This window comes from Bradyrhizobium sp. NBAIM14 (assembly GCF_020193895.1).
Taxonomy (GTDB): domain Bacteria; phylum Pseudomonadota; class Alphaproteobacteria; order Rhizobiales; family Xanthobacteraceae; genus Bradyrhizobium; species Bradyrhizobium yuanmingense.
On the sequence record NZ_JADYVQ010000005.1, the window covers coordinates 215,272 to 229,803 of the forward strand.

The following is a 14,532-nucleotide window of genomic DNA, read 5'->3' on the forward strand; positions in this document are numbered from 1 at the left end:
CCGGTAGAATCCCGGACCTGATACGGGGTCCGGGATCGTTGTGCGGGCTCAGGTGTACTCGGAGGCCGTATCGTGGGTTCGCCAGTTCATGGACTCGTCGATACGACGCTGGACCAGCGTTGCCAGTGCTTCCGGATCGTGCGAGTTGCCGTTGATGTGAATCGCAACAGGACCACCACTCGAACGGATGTCGCCAGCGCCAACACCCGGGGTAACCGAGGACCGCGTGGGAACGTTCTGGATGGCGCTCGCCGGAGGCACCTGAGAGGTGATGCCTTGCGGCACGTTGACACCGACGCCAGAGTTGCCGCGGCGGACCATCAGGTTCTTGTCGGCATCGATCCAGTGCTCGCGCACCGAGTCGTTGTCGTTACCGGCAAGCATCTTGACCTGAACACGTCCGTTGTTCATCCGAGTCTCGCCAGTCGCAAGACCCACGTGGCCGCCTGTCTGCATGTAACTCTTGCCACCGGTCTGGAGCAGCACGTCATTGCGAGACACGGACGAGGGATCGACCGCGCTGCCCCATCGCTGGAAGCTGTTGGCGACCGCGCTGCCCGTGCCCTTGCCACCAGCGCTTTCCAGCGCCTTGTTGACGAAGCGAGCGCACCAAGCGTTGGACTTGCCACGAACATCACCGCCGAGCGCTGCTGCCAGCATCTTGGTGTCGGTGTACTCGTTCATGCCCTTAAACTTGCTTGCCCATCCGAGAGCGTCGCCAGTGCCAGCGGAGCCGCCGCCGTTGCCGCCGCCCATCTGGCCCATGAAGCTGTTGACTCCGGGTAGCCAATTCTTGTTGAGCCCGCCCGGGTCGTTGGCCGCTCCGTTCCGAGCATACCGGTCAGCCAACTTGCTGAGGTCGCCCCCAGCCTTGGCGTAGTTCTTGCCGAGGACCGAACCGGTCTTTGCAATGCCAGCGTCGAGATCGGCGAACCGCATCTTCTTTGACCAGCCGGTGGCCGGGTCCATGATGCCGCCCGGGTTGTTACCAGACAGGAATTTGCCACGGCCAGTTTCCTGGGCCATGACGCTCGCCAGCAGAGACGGAGGCACGCCATTGGCCTTTGCCGCGGCGACGATCTGCTCATACTTGCCGGCGAGCGGCGTTCCGCGGAACACCTTGTCGAAGCCAGATCGACTCAGCTCGCCGGACCCGCCAGTCCCGCCGAACGACGGAATCTTGTCGCGTCGGATGATGCTGCCGAGGTTGGCGTCGGGCGAGAAGAGAGACCCGGGCTTGCTCCTTAGCATGTCCGGGACGTTTCCGATCAGGCCTGAACCAAGTCCGCCGCCGCTGCGTACTGAGCCGGAGAGACCCCTGCCGGCCCCTCCCAAAGCCGCATACTGCAAACCGCTTCCAGGAGCGCTGTTGATAAATGCAGCACGCTGGACGTTGGCCCCGAACTTGTTCAACTGCTCTGCAAGGTCATCAATCTTGGACCGGCGCCGGCCCGAGAAGTCCGTTGAGCCGGTGTAGCTCGACGGCTGGAATAGGGGATCAGCATCCGATGGCGTCTGGTAGTTGCGCAGTTCCCGCAACTTCCGTTGGCGCTCGCGCCACTGGGTGGTGGTCTCGCCCGGCCGCTTGATCGCGGAGTCGGCAACGCCGATCTCATTCCCGAGAGCAAGCCCGACAGCTGGGCCAAGGACAGGGCCAAGTCCGAGGCGAGCACCAGCGCCGATCAGCGCACGGCCACCGAGCGAGCCTGCGATACGGCTGATGAGGCCCGCGAAGCCAGCGAGCACGGTCAGCACCGGGGCGAGCAACCCGAGCGCCACGGACAGGCCTACGATCTGGCCCGACAGCTTGCCCAGGACTTCTGCGTCATTGCCATCTCTGCCCATGATGTTGGCAGCGCTCTTCAGCATGGCGGTCATCGAGTTCGCGACCGAGACCAGACCTCCGACGAAGCCGGAGGCGAAACCGATAATCCGGTCTACGTCGATGCTCGATAACTTCTCGACGATCTTGCTCAGCGCTTCATCGGTGCTGCCGATGCCGAACGCCTTCTTCAGCTTCTCGACGAACTCGCGGGACTTCTCCGCGATGCGACCGGAGGTGAACAGACTCGAGTGTTTGTCAAACCAGTTGGAGATTTCTACGAAGGTGTTTTCGATTCCGGAACCTAAACGCTCCCAGGCGAGGCTGAACATGACCTTGATCCGGTCCCAGCGCTTTTGCAACGACTTCAGTTTCGTTGCCGAGAACGCGGACACTGAGTCGCCCTTTAGGTCGATCTCTTTGAGGGTCTCCCGGATTTGGTCAGCGGCCTTGGCCATCTGCACCAGCTCGTCACGCCATTCCCGCATGCCAGCAAGGTTCGCGAACTTCGCCCGGTTCTGCTCAGACATGCTCTGCATCTTGGTGAACATGTCGAGCATGAACTCGGTCGGTGCGGACGCCATGCGCTGAGCCATTTGTTGCCGGGTGCCATAGCCGAGCATTTGCGAGGCCTGGTTCAGATCCGTCGCGCGCTGCCCTCTGGCGTTTCCAGCATTCGCGATTTCCGAGGTCAGATAGCTCAGCGCGGTACCTGCCTTATTTGCCTGCAATCCTGCGGAAATGCCGACCGAGGTGAACGCGCTCAGGTCGGTCTCCCGCATCTTGGTTGTGCTCAAGGCGGACAACGCCCGCTTGTTCGCTTCAATGACTTCATCGGGGTCTGCGGCAGTGGCAGCCGCAGCAACGGCCACCGAGTTCATCATCTTGACCACGCTGGCTGGGTCGGCGTTTTTGACGTTGCCATAGAGGCCGGTTGCCGTCTTGCCGGCCAACTTCATCAGATCGGCAATGTTTAATTCCAGAGCGGCGGCCGACTCCATTGCGCCCTCGGTGATCCGCTTTGCAGCGTCCTGGCCGAAACCCTGCTTCAGGCTCTCGGTGAACGAGTCGATGACGACGGAGGCGGACTCGCCAAACTTGATCGCGATCTGGTCGGACCAGTCGCCCCGGAGTTTCTTCACTTCGGCTGGCGACAGGCCGCCGAATAGCTGGGCCTTGGTCTCCGCAACATTGACCTCCATGCGACGCTTGAACGCGGATGCAGCGGCAGAGAACGAAATACCTCCGGCAATGAGGGCGGTCGTGGGCGACGTGCCACGGGGGAGTGAGCCACGTCCAGGGCGACCACGATCCAAGGCACCGGCCCTGCTTTCCAGGGCAGCACGGCGCGCAAGCTGGCGCTGATGTCCGACCTCGAGTCGCTCAAGCGCTGCATGGGTCCGCCGTGCTTCATTCAAGCGCTGGGTGTTGGCTCGACTCCAGTCAGCCGCGTAGTCGCGGGCAGCGGACCGGGCGAGGTTGGTCATCCCCCGCAGCTGATCTGTTGCTGCTTTCGCGGAACGATTGAAACCATCGAATGCTGACATGCCGGCACGACCCATGCCGGACAGCTGAACGTTGACGCGCTTGGCGACGCCCTCAAACTTCTGGATATCGTTGAGGACCCGCCTGAGCACCGGGCTCAGTTCGTTGACGGCGGTTAGACGAGCCCTGACGTCGAGATTGTTGTCGGTCATTTGTCTTTCTTGGTTGTTGGCGACCACGCTGGACGCTGGTGTATAAAAGGCCCTTTTTGGGACGCGGCACGACCGGCTGATCGAAAGAGTGCCGCCTGATTCCGACGGCATCCCCCCTCAGGAAAATGGTCTTTTAGGCCTAATTTCGGAAAATCAGCTGGGCGATGGCGGCGGGTATGGGCCTAAAAAAATCACGTCTTCTGCCTCCCGGACTCGCAAGGGCCGGCAAACCTTCGGTGCCCAGAGGGTGAAGATGCCAACCGGTGGGGGTGTGACGCTGCCGCTGCCATCCTGCTTCATTGAGCTAGGTCACGAAGCATGGCTGACGGACACCAACCATCACCGCTCCAGACCAAGGCACTGCCGAAGACCGAGCCCCGGCCCTCGGAAGAGGTGTTGCGGATGATCGAAGAGTACGCGGATGACTTGCGGGCGATCATCAGGAAGCTCCGCCGCCTGAACTAGGCACCAGCGGCCGGGGAGACCCTTCGACCGAGCGTCGTCAACTGTTCCCGTGACACCTCGACCCCGCGGTGCCATGGCCGCGGGGAGGGCAGAGCCTCACGGAAGCTCAGGTGGTTCACTTTGAGTATATCCCAGCAGCACCGGCACAAAGGTTCTGGAAAATAGTTCTTGAACCACTCAAACAGAACTCGTATAAGAGAACCACTCAAACGGAACTAAGGGATTGCCAATGTTCGTTCGTGCATATCTTCGGGCCAGCACTCTGGATCAGGATGCGAACCGGGCGGAGGGCCAATTGAAAGCCTTCGCGAAGGATCACGGACTCAAAATCGCCGCTTGGTATCGCGAGAACGAGTCTGGCACGAAGCTGGATCGGCCGGAGTTGTTCAAGCTGCTGTCCGACGCTCAGGACGGCGACGTGCTCTTGATTGAGCAAGTTGATCGGTTGAGCCGGCTGGACGAGTCCGATTGGAAGAAGCTTCGAGCAATGATCGATGCTAAGGGTGTCCGCATCGTCGCTCTTGATCTGCCAACGTCGCACCAGTTCATAGGGTCTAACGCGGATAGCTTCACTGGCCGCGTCCTGGCGGCTGTGAACGGCATGGTGCTAGACATCCTGGCCGCGACCGCACGGAAGGATTACGACGACAGGCGCCGCCGTCAGGCACAGGGGATTGCCAAGGCCAAGACCGATGGGAAGTTCAAGGGGCGGCCTGAGAACGTGGATCGCAACGCCGGCATCGAGGGCATGCTGAACTCCAAAATGTCCTGGGGCGATATCCAGAAAGCGACTGGATGCGGCCGGGCGACGATCGCGAAGATCGTCAAGCGCATGAAGGATCAGAAGGCGGCCTGATCAATCACCGGAACGCCTTGCACGCATCCCCGCTGCGGAATGTTCCAGATGGACAAGCCTTGCCCGCGATCACCGGGAAGGCGTGCGGCGTGTCCTGGTGCAGCGCTTCACAAAATGCGCCCTTACCGATGAATCCTGTCGGGCAGGTGCCGGTGCGTTGAATACGCTCCCGTCCATCGCGCGTCGGTTTTGGATAGGGCGACTCGGCGAGGGCGGGAGACGCGATGGAGAGAGCCGCGAGCACCGTAAGCAGGGTCCGAGCATCGATCATCCACCGCGCCTCCAAGAACGGGCGAGCCCCCGGGAGTGAGGCCGCTACTCGCCCGCTCAATCTAGTGGCCTGATCGTCAGGCTGCCAGCGTTACAGCGCTGATCTCCGCTTCGACCTCCGCAAGCCGGGCTCTGGCGGCTGCTAGAGCTGCTTCAGCAGCCGGCACGCTGGCCACCGCGAGTTCATGCGCTTCGGTGGCAGCTGCGACTTCCGCCTGAGTAGCCTCCAAACGCTGACCTCGCTCGCGAGCAATGAGATGCTGTGCCCGTAGCTCTCTGGCTTGGGGTTGGATGGCCTCAATGGCGACCCGGGTTGAGATCGCACTTCGTAGTCGTCGATAGGTCATGCGCGGTTCCTTGAAATCTCGTCCATGAAGGCTTTCGTCAGGCCGGTTGCCCTGGCCCGGCGCGCGTGCCAAGCGGCGTCCAGGGGGCGCTTGCGGCGCATTTCCCCGATCGTGCGTTCCGCGTCCGCCTTGTCAGGCTGCACCTTGCTGAACCCGCTCGGTGCCCTGGTGCGCAGGTCTGCGATATAGTCCTTGATGGACAGCGTCCCCTTGTTCGGGATCGCGATCATGGCGCCGTCGAGTGATGAGCCCGCCAGATCAATCGCCACGGTTTGCATTACGGCGCTGTTAATCTGGAAGCCTCCAGCTCGCGCCGCCGCGACAATCGCGTCTTCAATCGCGGTGCTCATCTAAGCTGCCTCCCGACGCAGGGCCGCAATCAGGGCGCGCCTGCACCAGCTTGAGCGATTGGGGCAGGAGGGGTCATCGAGCTTGGCGGCTTCGTCGATGCGATCAAGCAAAACCCGGGGAAGTAGCATGGTGACGTGGGTCATCGGACTGGTGAGCAAGTCCGAGGCATCGAACTTGGGTTTCATAAGGGCTCCAAAAGAAAAGCCCGCTGCAGCCATGTCAGGCAGCAACGGGCTTGGGTGTAGACATGAAGAAGGGACCTCTCGGTCCCCAGCAATCTGCCCTGTCATTCTAAGTCATTGACGGGCATCCTGCAACAACGTCTGCCACAGTGGGGTAGCCATTGTCAAGAGATTGAGCCCGAAATATGCGCATGGCTGTTATGCAGAAATGCATCTTTTAAGGCGTGCGTGGGTTCAGGGTCGGCAACCCATATTTGTCCCCATGACAGACCTGTCTGACACCCCACCGCCCGGCTGGCTCTTCAAGGTCGAGAACCACAAAGGCGACCCGTTTGCTCGCTACATTGCCGCACGCCTTGCCGACGTTGATGAGGCCACGGCGGCGGTCAGAGAGGCGGTGGAAGAGAAGATTGTGACCCTGGTCCAGAACCTCAGCAAGTCCGAGGTCGAAGGCATGCAGCCGGGCGAGGTTCGCCCCTACAACACATAACTCCCTGGTGCTCGGCCCCAGGTCGTGTATGTCCAGAACCTTGGAGGCTCAGAGAGCCCTTTGGGTGGCCGCAGGGGCAGGTCAGACGCGGGGGCACTTGTGTGTGCCCTCTATCGAAGGCACCCGGCTCTGCGGCGCTCAGGCAGCGCGTGAGGGGATGATCACCGGCCTGGTCAGAACGGATCGTCGGGATCGCTCTCGCCTCCATGTGTGCCATACCGAACGGGCGGGAGCTTGCTCTCTTCCTCGTTCTCGTTCGCAGGCGTGGGCTGGTCGGGTTCATCGTTCCGGGGCGGTTGGTTACCCTCAGCAATGAGTTCGGGGTCAGCCAGAAGATGGGCCGGTATCTTCCAGCCAGGAAGGAGTTCTCCGGTGTCGTCGTTTCGGTCGGGGCCACACTGGGTGACGAGGTGCCAGAGGTGGCTGGCAATGGTCTTGCCGCAGGGGTGGAAGCTGCTCGACGCTCGCTTCAAGGTGTTACTGAAATCTTCTCTGTAGGCTTCAAGATAGCTCTCAATCTCCGGGACGGTCCAACCGATCCTGAGGAGTTCCTTCAGTCCATAGATGGCCCCCCGGCGCGAGCGCTCGGGCACGACCGGCTTGTGATCGTCATACGGAGCGTGTGCCGGCAGGTCCTTTTCCAACTTCTCGACGATGGCATTCAGATCGTCACCGGCGGGCGCGCCCGCAGGGCGACCCCCCTGAACATCCTTAGAGCTTTCCGCGCCCTCGGGAGAGGGCGTGTGCAAAGAACTGAGGAGGTTAGGTGAGGAGAGTAAGTGAGAAGAGTCGGGGGCGGTGACCGCCCTCTGCTCGACAGGTGACCGCCCCCCGCTCGACAGGTGACCGCCCCCTGACTGATCGACGTCCTTCTGATTGCGAATGGCGAATGCTTCCCAAGTCCTGAGCCGGATGAGGTTGAAGTCGTCGTGGCCGTCCGCGGTTTTGCGGTTCTCTACGCTCAGGACCGCCTTGCAGGGGACGAAGCTCCTCACTCCGCTCTTGGAGCGGGTCTCGCGCTGACCGTCCCTCAGTTCTTTTACGATGCGCCTGGCTGCGCGTTCGTCCTTGGCCATGTCCGCCGCGAGCGTCTCTGGGGACGGGTAGGCGCTGCCCCAAAGGGACTGGTCTGTTCCTTCCTTGCCTTCGTTCAGACGATCGACGATGCAAACAAGCGCGCGGAATTGCGCGTCCGAGATGTCGGGGTCGCGTGCGAATGCCCTGATCTGCTGTAGCTTGCGGCCGGCGGTGATCTGAATCTCGACGCCTTCGGGCGTCTTGATGACACGGGTATTGTCGTTGGCGGGTTTGTTGTTTTTTCCGGTCTTCTGTGGCATGCTGATCTTGCTGTTCTACTGATCCAACCCCGTAGCGTTGCGAGCGCTGCGGGGTTTTACTTTGCGTGCTAGGCGGCTAGGCGGCGGCTGCCGAGAACGTGCAGGTCGGTCGGCCCGTGAGGCGCGGACCGCGATACAGGTCATCGAGGGCGAGCCGGATCAAATCACTACGGCTGAGACGGAGAGAGGCGCGGGCGTCGTCGAGTTGACGGGCTTCGGCGGCGGTAATGCGTAGGTGGATTTGCGGGCGAGCATTGTCGTTCAAGGAAGGGCTCCAGAGGGCGGGGAGAAATAGAACAAATAGAGTACGTAAACATTGTGTCGAAAATAAGATTGCAAGGAAAAAATGATCCACCCTTAGGCTTGTAAGCCGTCCCGCGGTCCACCCTGGGGCGCGCCATCAAATGCCCTGGACTGGCAGGCCGCTCCTGAGCCTTCCCTGGCCGTTTGCATGGAGGGGGTGGCCCTCGAAAGACCCCCACCGTGAGGCCCCATTCCGCGCTCCGACCGCCTAAAAGGCCATTTGCGCCGCAGGCCGTTGCTCCGTAGATGATGGACGGCTGAGGAAGAGGGGGCTGAGATGCTTTACGTGGTGCTTGCGATACTGGCGGTGGTTTTGGTGATGGCCCTGATCAAGGGCAGCTTACTTTTCCTGTTCAAGACGAAGCTCGGATGGCTGATCATCCTCGTGCTGCTGTATGCCGCACTCATGCCGCCTGTGGTCCCTCATTGAGGCATGGCCGGAGGCCGATTGTAGCGAGCGCTCCGCGCTGATATTGCCAGACCTTTGCCGCCAGCAGTTTCCACCCATGAAGATTGCGCTCGCGTTCCTCGTCCTCGATCGCCGCCTCGGCCGAGGGTGAGACCCCCGAGCGGCTGGCGACCCTGTCCGGCAACATGCGGGAGGCCTTTGAGCGCGCCGGCTTCCTCTGCCTCGCCGAGGGCTTCCCCACGGTGACCTACGACGTGCATCACGCCGACCTCATCCCGGTCCAGGACCAGCTGAAGGCCAACTACCCGCAGTATTGGTCCTACGGGGCGGCCCAGGGCATCGCCGTGGGCCGAGCCGTTCAAGCGCGAGACCGTTTGCGAGATCTTCCGCAACGAAGGCAGAACAGGAAGTAGCGAGGGCCCCGCCCCTGAGATTGGCCGATCTTTTTGCCGCATGGCCGGCAAGGGCTTCGCCCTGAGATAACCAGGTCCCCCGCGCCCCGCGCGCCTCCGATTGCCGGTTTGTTTGCCGATTACTCTCGTGGGCTAGGGAAGGGCACCACGTCGCCGCCCGGCGACCGCCTCGGCCACGCCCTGCCGCTCCAGTTCGGCGACGATCACCTCAGCCACCTTCATCAACCTGGCCAACTCCGCAGTCGTGTCGCTCATCATCGTGCCGTCGGCAAAGCCTCGCTATGGGTAGCGAGCGCTTCCCGCTATGGACTCTTCACCGCGATCGCGGGGTCGATTAGCTCGGGCTGATGCACCAGCAGCGCGGCCACGCCGACCAGAAGCAGCATCGAGGCGACCATGACGGCGATCCAGATCCTGTCATCCATCAGGAACCAATGCAGGCCCTTGGTTACCGTTCCTCGTGGCCGGCGAGCGCTCCGCGCTATAGATTGAGTCAGCGGGGCGAGCGGACGGAGGTTCATTTGAAACTGGCCAATGACTGGGAGCGGGGGCTCGTAATTCAATTCGCGACCTGGTTCATCAAGCAGCATGACCTGAAGCTTGAGGACCAGAGCACGCCGACACTAGCCGCGGAGTTCGCCGCCGAGATGTGCGAGCAGGTTGACTGCGCCATCAATGTCGAGGCGCCGAGCCGCGAGGAGGTCGAGCGGTGGGTGCGCGAGGAAATCAGCGATCTCCAGATGGAAGAGTGGGACCAGCTTGGCCGGCCACTGTAGGGCGAGCGCTTCGCCGTGATGAACCGTCGAGTGTTGCCCTGTGGCCCTTTACAAACTCCTGAGTAGGACTACCCTTGATTCGACACACCAGGATGGTGACGGCTCGATCGTGCGGACCGAACCGTCACCTGCGGGTGTAGCTCCAGAGGGGTCAGGGGCCGGGTTCTATCCCGTGCCAATGGGCCGGCTTCCTGCCCCCTCAGTGATGCTCCTCGCTGACGAATCAGCCCGGGCCTCACCGCAATCATCAAACACCCGGGCGCCTCCACGACGCAACGAACAGCGTAGGCACCCGTAGAGTTACGAACATCTAGAAGCCCGCTTTTTAAGCGGGTCGTGAGAAGCGCCCGAAATGAGCAAATGTGGCCTAGCTGCCACATCCGGGTCCGGGGTGGCGAGCGCTCCGCGCTGATCTGTGCTTCAGCGCCGCGGAGCAAGGTCGCCCGCGAGAGCAACCCCGGCCTCGGCGATCGTTTTCGTTGGATGAGCGTTGCACCCAGTTCCGCATCCACAGGTCCATGGACGAAAAGTCGATCCTGATCTGGTCGTCGAGACTCGACTGTAAGCCCGGGTTGTAGCCTGAGGACGACCCCTCCATCCATTCGTGCCAGCGGATCAGCTCGCCTTAGAGCTTGCCGTTTGGGCGTTCGACTATCAGCATCTGCCCGGCCGGCGTCTGTCCGACCGCGGCGATGAACTGGCCGCAGGAACGCTGGCCGGCCCTGATCACGAGCACACCCTTGGCCGCTCGCGCCTGACTTACCAGGCACAGCAAGATCAACGTCAACCACCGAGCATTCCCCAACGCGGAGGAAGCATACTGGTCGACCCGCGGCGTGCAAATGCCTGAACAGTTCGGGCATGGCCGGCGAGCGCTCCGCGCTGTAGAATGCACCATGAGCTGCGACCCCAAGCATGCCTGCTATACCATCCGGCGCGCCGCCTTTGGCTGGTCAGTTATCGACGCTATGCCCGGGCAGGTGGAATGCCGAGACAACGTGGCCCTCTCCGGTCTCGGGGCTGAGGGATACCGACGACCTCGCCGACAGCCTGTCCTGGCCGGCACGCCGCGACCAGGAGAAGCTCGACGGCGGGCGTGGGTAGCGCCAGTCGATATTCGGGCGGCCCCAGCAGTCCCGCTCCATATGCTACGATACGGAAGTCGAGAACAAAGGGGGGATTGGTCTTGCGAAACAAAATTCTGGCTATGGTGTGCTTGGCAATCTGCTCGCTCTCAGTGGACGCTGAGGCATTCACAATCAAACAGAACACTTGCTACTCGCCGGGAGGGTTCTCCGGGTATTGCCTCGTAACCTGCGATTTTGGAACGGTGGTCACTGGAGGCGGATGCTACACCAGCTCCGAGAAAGTTGGCTTCTCGGCAAACTTTCCTTCTGGCACTAATCAGTGGGCCTGTAGGACCACCGCCAAGGTCGGATTGGTGAACGTCTACGCAATCTGCCAATGACCGGCCACGGCGGCGAGCGTAGCGAGGGCTTCGCGCCGATCTACAGATTCCGCCGCAGTGCTTGCACCGTCGGTGCTCGAGCGGTCGGAAGGCACCCTCGATCGGTGGCTCCGCAAAGACGCCGCCCTGGTCACGCTGACGCTCGTCTCGACGTCGGGGTGCTCCAAATCCGGACGGGCAATATGCGCGTACCGGGCGCTTGGGAAGATGGGCTCGCCCTTCGGGGCCGGCTGTTCGGCGGTGCAGATCGGCTGGGGCATGAGTAGCGAGCGCTCCGCGCTGATCGAATCATCCATCACCGCACCAGCTGCAGGTCGTCATAGGAGAAGCCGTCCGTGTAGCCGTGCCGGTGCTTGATCCCGTCGTCGCTGCGATGCCGACGTTGATGTCGTGGCCGGTCCCGTCCGGGTAATCCCAGACTATCGACACGGCGACGCGTTCGCCGCGCTATTCGTCGGCATGCTGGGCGGTCCGTACCAGGTCGCGCGGCTGGAAGTCCATCGGTGCGAAGCGCGCACCTCGGCAGGTGGCTGGTAGGTCGCAATGGCGGTCTCGCCGAAAACCCTCTCGATCATTCATCTGATGACGGCAATGGAGATAGTCCAAGTTCCTTCAAAAAGGCGTTGTGCTTCGCCGTTGAGTCTTGAATTTGATTCTCGATCGCGACCAACTTTCTATGAGTCGCCGACAGATCGATCGCGACCTCCTGCTCGGCTGTGCTGACATAGCGCGAGATGTTCAGGTTGAAGTCGTTGGCTTCGATCTCGTCCATCTCCACGCGTCTGGCGTACCGCTCGACGATCTTCGGACGCAACTGGTAGGTTTTTATGATCTTCTCGATATGCTCGTCGGAAATGTAGTTCTGTCGCTTGCCCTTCTCGAAATGTTCAGATGCGTTGATGAACAGGACATCATCAGGCTTCTTGCACTTCTTCAAGACGAGGATGCAGACCGGGATGCCGGTCGAATAGAATAGGTTCGCCGGCAGACCGATGACGGTGTCGATGTGCCCATCGTCAAGGAGCTTGCGGCGGATCTTGGCCTCGGCGCCACCGCGAAACAACACGCCGTGCGGGAGGATGATCGACATCACACCGTCTTCTTTGAGGTAGTGAAACCCGTGCAGCAGGAATGCGAAGTCCGCCGCCGACTTCGGGGCCAGTCCGTAATTCTTGAAGCGCACGTCTTCGCCCAACGCCTCGTTGGGATCCCAGCGGTAGCTAAACGGCGGGTTAGCGACCACGGCGTCGAAGTACGGCTTCTTCGCCGGGTTCGTCTCGCGGAGCATGTCCCAGTCGTTCGTAAGCGTGTCACCGTGGTAGATCTCGAACTCCGTGTCCTTTACCCCGTGCAGCAGCATGTTCATCCGCGCCAGGTTGTACGTGGTGATGTTCTTCTCTTGCCCGAAGATCTTCCCGATGCCGTGCGGCCCCATGCGCTTGCGCACATTGAGCAACAGTGAGCCCGAGCCGCAGGCGAGGTCCATCACGTTGGCGAGGCGATTCCGCTTGCCGGTCTTCGGCTCCTGGCTGTCGAGCGTAACGATCGCGGAGAGAATGTCCGAGATCCGCTGCGGCGTGTAGAACTCGCCCGCCTTTTTGCCCGAGCCCGCGGCGAACTGGCCGATCAGATATTCATAGGCGTCGCCGAGGGTGTCGCTATCCGTCGAGAACTCCGCGAGGCCCTTGGCGATTTCGGTGATGATCTTGCAGAGCTTCGCGTTTCGATCTTCGTAGGTCTTCCCGAGCTTATCAGAACTGAGATTGATTTCCGAGAAAAGCCCCGAGAACGTGCTCTGGAATGATTCGTTCTCAATATGCTTGAAGCCGGCCTGAAGCGTCTTGAGAAGGTCGCCATTCTGAGTGCGGGCCATGTGCGTGATGCTGGCCCAGAGGTACTTGGGAGGGATGATGTAGTGCGCCTTGAGTCGCATCTGCTTCTCGAACGCCGACACATCGTCGGGATTCTGCTCGTACCAGACAGAAAGTGATGACCGTCCACCATTGCCGATCGCGTTCGGATCTGGGTAGTCTCGCCCGAGTTCCTTCTTCGCTGCCTGCTGGTAGTTGTCCGAGAGGTAGCGGAGAAACAGAAACGCGAGCATGTAGTCGCGAAAGTCGTCCGCGTTCATCGCGCCACGGAGCTGATCGGCGATGGCCCAGAGCGTTTTACCGAGCTGCTTCTGATCTTGGTTAGTCATGAGTTGCTTCTCTACGGGGCAGCTTCGGGATCAAGCTCGGGAACTGCAAATTGGAAACGGACAAGAACATCATCGAGGATTCTGCGAAACAGCGCTTTGTTGTCGTCCACCATCTCGACGGGCTCCGTGATGGCGTATCTTCCGTGGCTAAGCAGGTTGAGTGCGCGGTTGTAGAGCGCTTCGTCCTCCAGCCCCGCCAAGCAGACCCTAAGGTCTTCGTGGCCGAAGAAACTCGCCGTCTTCTCTAAGATGCTGCGGAGGGCATTAAAATGATACGTATAGAGGGTTCCTGCCTCCGAACACTTTCGAAGCTCAGCGAGAATGGCCACATGGTGAAAGAACGGCGTATCTCCAGTGGCTCGCAGCGTGAACGCTCCCTCGGAGTCCGGTCGGTGCAGAAAGTACCGCTTAGTACTTACTTTCTCTTGGCCTTCCTTCGTCCTTCCGAGCTCATTGCACATGATGTTGAAGAACAAGGCGTGGTGAGAGGAGAAAACGGTTCTGAGCGGATCTCGATCACCGTTCGCGCCTAGGCGAGTCGCGGCTTTGCGGAGAAGTGCCGCCAGATCACAGGCAAGAGCGATGGCATTGTTATCGTCAAGCGACGAGATGGGATCATCGATGTACAGGTGCTTGACCCACCCATAGGAGGGGTGTCGATCAATGACCCGCTCGCAGATCGCCATGAATATGCACCAAATGAAGATTTTCTCCTCGCCTCGGGAAATCTTGATCCGATCGTTATCGCCCTTGCGAAAGGTCACGACCCACTTCTCGTAATCGATATCAAAATCGAAGTCGGCGTAGCGAGCCAAATAACCCGCGATGGCCTCATCCAATGCAAGTTCTCTGAGGCCGCTAAAGAACGAGGAGCGCGCGTTGATCGTCAGGTGTCGATCCGTATCGCCTTCAAGATCGTTGTGCCAGACAAAGAGGTCCTCGGTATACGCATTGAAGTAGAGAGTATCTGGGGCCCCTTCGCCTTTGCGCTTCCCTTGATCCTTGAACTCCATCGACAAACGGGTCTTCCCTGTTCGGTTGTACGCGTACAGCAAGACACAGTGAAGATCTTTAACGTCGCTGCGGAGCCGTTGCGCTAGAGACGTCAAATTCTTGTACTGAAAGATCTTTGTCGTACCACTCATT

At 60.8% G+C, this 14,532-nt stretch carries 17 protein-coding genes; 6 read left to right on the plus strand and 11 right to left on the minus strand.

The annotated features are described in order from the left end of the window. Positions 1-48: 48 nt before the first annotated feature. Entirely contained in the window at positions 49-3,519 is a 3,471-nt protein-coding gene (locus I6F28_RS15375; protein ID WP_225140245.1) for a phage tail tape measure protein, read from the minus strand. A gap of 318 nt (positions 3,520-3,837) precedes the next feature. On the opposite strand from I6F28_RS15375, the gene I6F28_RS15380 reads away from it, so the two are divergent. Both I6F28_RS15380 and I6F28_RS15385 read left to right on the plus strand, forming a co-directional pair. Beyond that, positions 3,838-3,984 (plus strand): hypothetical protein, encoded by a 147-nt coding sequence (locus I6F28_RS15380; RefSeq protein WP_225140246.1) that lies wholly within the window; start codon positions 3,838-3,840, stop codon positions 3,982-3,984. A gap of 229 nt (positions 3,985-4,213) precedes the next feature. Continuing rightward, positions 4,214-4,840, plus strand: coding sequence for a recombinase family protein (locus tag I6F28_RS15385; RefSeq protein WP_225140247.1), 627 nt, complete (start codon positions 4,214-4,216; stop codon positions 4,838-4,840). Positions 4,841-4,844: 4 nt separating this feature from the next. On the opposite strand, the gene I6F28_RS15390 is transcribed toward I6F28_RS15385, so the two are convergent. The 3 genes from I6F28_RS15390 to I6F28_RS15400 form a co-directional block, all read right to left on the minus strand. After that, complete coding sequence (locus tag I6F28_RS15390) at positions 4,845-5,111, minus strand: hypothetical protein (protein WP_225140248.1); 267 nt, start codon at positions 5,109-5,111, stop codon at positions 4,845-4,847. Between the two features lie 342 nt (positions 5,112-5,453). Next, the gene (locus I6F28_RS15395) at positions 5,454-5,807 is read right to left on the minus strand and encodes a hypothetical protein (protein ID WP_225140249.1); all 354 of its coding nucleotides are present in this window, start codon (positions 5,805-5,807) and stop codon (positions 5,454-5,456) included. Further along, complete coding sequence (locus I6F28_RS15400) at positions 5,808-5,993, minus strand: hypothetical protein (RefSeq protein ID WP_225140250.1); 186 nt, start codon at positions 5,991-5,993, stop codon at positions 5,808-5,810. A gap of 259 nt (positions 5,994-6,252) precedes the next feature. On the opposite strand from I6F28_RS15400, the gene I6F28_RS15405 reads away from it, so the two are divergent. Next, positions 6,253-6,480, plus strand: a complete 228-nt coding sequence (locus I6F28_RS15405; RefSeq protein ID WP_225140251.1) for a hypothetical protein — start codon at positions 6,253-6,255, stop codon at positions 6,478-6,480. Between the two features lie 173 nt (positions 6,481-6,653). On the opposite strand, the gene I6F28_RS15410 is transcribed toward I6F28_RS15405, so the two are convergent. Further along, on the minus strand, positions 6,654-7,817 hold the full coding sequence (locus I6F28_RS15410; RefSeq protein ID WP_225140252.1) for a helix-turn-helix domain-containing protein: 1,164 nt from the start codon (positions 7,815-7,817) through the stop codon (positions 6,654-6,656). Positions 7,818-7,893: 76 nt separating this feature from the next. Next, complete coding sequence (locus I6F28_RS15415) at positions 7,894-8,082, minus strand: hypothetical protein (protein ID WP_225140253.1); 189 nt, start codon at positions 8,080-8,082, stop codon at positions 7,894-7,896. 315 nt (positions 8,083-8,397) lie between these two features. Between I6F28_RS15415 and I6F28_RS15420 the strand changes: the two genes are divergently transcribed. Next, positions 8,398-8,550, plus strand: a complete 153-nt coding sequence (locus tag I6F28_RS15420) for a hypothetical protein (RefSeq protein ID WP_165405717.1) — start codon at positions 8,398-8,400, stop codon at positions 8,548-8,550. Positions 8,551-8,633: 83 nt separating this feature from the next. Then, entirely contained in the window at positions 8,634-8,942 is a 309-nt protein-coding gene (locus I6F28_RS15425) for a hypothetical protein (RefSeq protein WP_225140254.1), read from the plus strand. Positions 8,943-9,074: 132 nt separating this feature from the next. Here the strand turns inward: I6F28_RS15425 and I6F28_RS37480 are convergent, their stop codons facing one another. Beyond that, positions 9,075-9,200, minus strand: coding sequence for a hypothetical protein (locus I6F28_RS37480; protein ID WP_276573427.1), 126 nt, complete (start codon positions 9,198-9,200; stop codon positions 9,075-9,077). Positions 9,201-9,244: 44 nt separating this feature from the next. Continuing rightward, positions 9,245-9,367 (minus strand): hypothetical protein, encoded by a 123-nt coding sequence (locus tag I6F28_RS37485; RefSeq protein ID WP_276573428.1) that lies wholly within the window; start codon positions 9,365-9,367, stop codon positions 9,245-9,247. 96 nt (positions 9,368-9,463) lie between these two features. On the opposite strand from I6F28_RS37485, the gene I6F28_RS15430 reads away from it, so the two are divergent. Next, a complete protein-coding gene (locus tag I6F28_RS15430; RefSeq protein ID WP_225140255.1) occupies positions 9,464-9,718 on the plus strand; it encodes a hypothetical protein in 255 nt (84 codons plus the stop codon). 625 nt (positions 9,719-10,343) lie between these two features. On the opposite strand, the gene I6F28_RS15435 is transcribed toward I6F28_RS15430, so the two are convergent. From I6F28_RS15435 to I6F28_RS15445, 3 genes are all read right to left on the minus strand, one after another. Beyond that, positions 10,344-10,505, minus strand: a complete 162-nt coding sequence (locus tag I6F28_RS15435; RefSeq protein WP_225140256.1) for a hypothetical protein — start codon at positions 10,503-10,505, stop codon at positions 10,344-10,346. 1,252 nt (positions 10,506-11,757) lie between these two features. Further along, a complete protein-coding gene (locus tag I6F28_RS15440; protein ID WP_225140257.1) occupies positions 11,758-13,386 on the minus strand; it encodes a type I restriction-modification system subunit M in 1,629 nt (542 codons plus the stop codon). A gap of 11 nt (positions 13,387-13,397) precedes the next feature. Then, positions 13,398-14,531 carry an anticodon nuclease gene (locus tag I6F28_RS15445; protein WP_225140258.1) on the minus strand — a complete coding sequence of 378 codons (1,134 nt, stop codon included), beginning with the start codon at positions 14,529-14,531 and terminating at the stop codon, positions 13,398-13,400. Position 14,532: the final 1 nt, after the last annotated feature.

Bases quoted from the DNA above. Each gene is read 5' to 3' on its own strand.
- I6F28_RS15380 (WP_225140246.1), top strand. From the start codon at position 3,838: ATGGCTGACGGACACCAACCATCACCGCTCCAGACCAAGGCACTGCCG.
- I6F28_RS15385 (WP_225140247.1), top strand. From the start codon at position 4,214: ATGTTCGTTCGTGCATATCTTCGGGCCAGCACTCTGGATCAGGATGCG.
- I6F28_RS37480 (WP_276573427.1), bottom strand. From the start codon at position 9,200: ATGATGAGCGACACGACTGCGGAGTTGGCCAGGTTGATGAAGGTGGCT.
- I6F28_RS15420 (WP_165405717.1), top strand. From the start codon at position 8,398: ATGCTTTACGTGGTGCTTGCGATACTGGCGGTGGTTTTGGTGATGGCC.
- I6F28_RS15400 (WP_225140250.1), bottom strand. From the start codon at position 5,993: ATGAAACCCAAGTTCGATGCCTCGGACTTGCTCACCAGTCCGATGACC.
- I6F28_RS15405 (WP_225140251.1), top strand. From the start codon at position 6,253: ATGACAGACCTGTCTGACACCCCACCGCCCGGCTGGCTCTTCAAGGTC.
- I6F28_RS15375 (WP_225140245.1), bottom strand. From the start codon at position 3,519: ATGACCGACAACAATCTCGACGTCAGGGCTCGTCTAACCGCCGTCAAC.
- I6F28_RS15390 (WP_225140248.1), bottom strand. From the start codon at position 5,111: ATGATCGATGCTCGGACCCTGCTTACGGTGCTCGCGGCTCTCTCCATC.
- I6F28_RS37485 (WP_276573428.1), bottom strand. From the start codon at position 9,367: ATGGATGACAGGATCTGGATCGCCGTCATGGTCGCCTCGATGCTGCTT.
- I6F28_RS15410 (WP_225140252.1), bottom strand. From the start codon at position 7,817: ATGCCACAGAAGACCGGAAAAAACAACAAACCCGCCAACGACAATACC.
- I6F28_RS15440 (WP_225140257.1), bottom strand. From the start codon at position 13,386: ATGACTAACCAAGATCAGAAGCAGCTCGGTAAAACGCTCTGGGCCATC.
- I6F28_RS15395 (WP_225140249.1), bottom strand. From the start codon at position 5,807: ATGAGCACCGCGATTGAAGACGCGATTGTCGCGGCGGCGCGAGCTGGA.
- I6F28_RS15445 (WP_225140258.1), bottom strand. From the start codon at position 14,531: ATGAGTGGTACGACAAAGATCTTTCAGTACAAGAATTTGACGTCTCTA.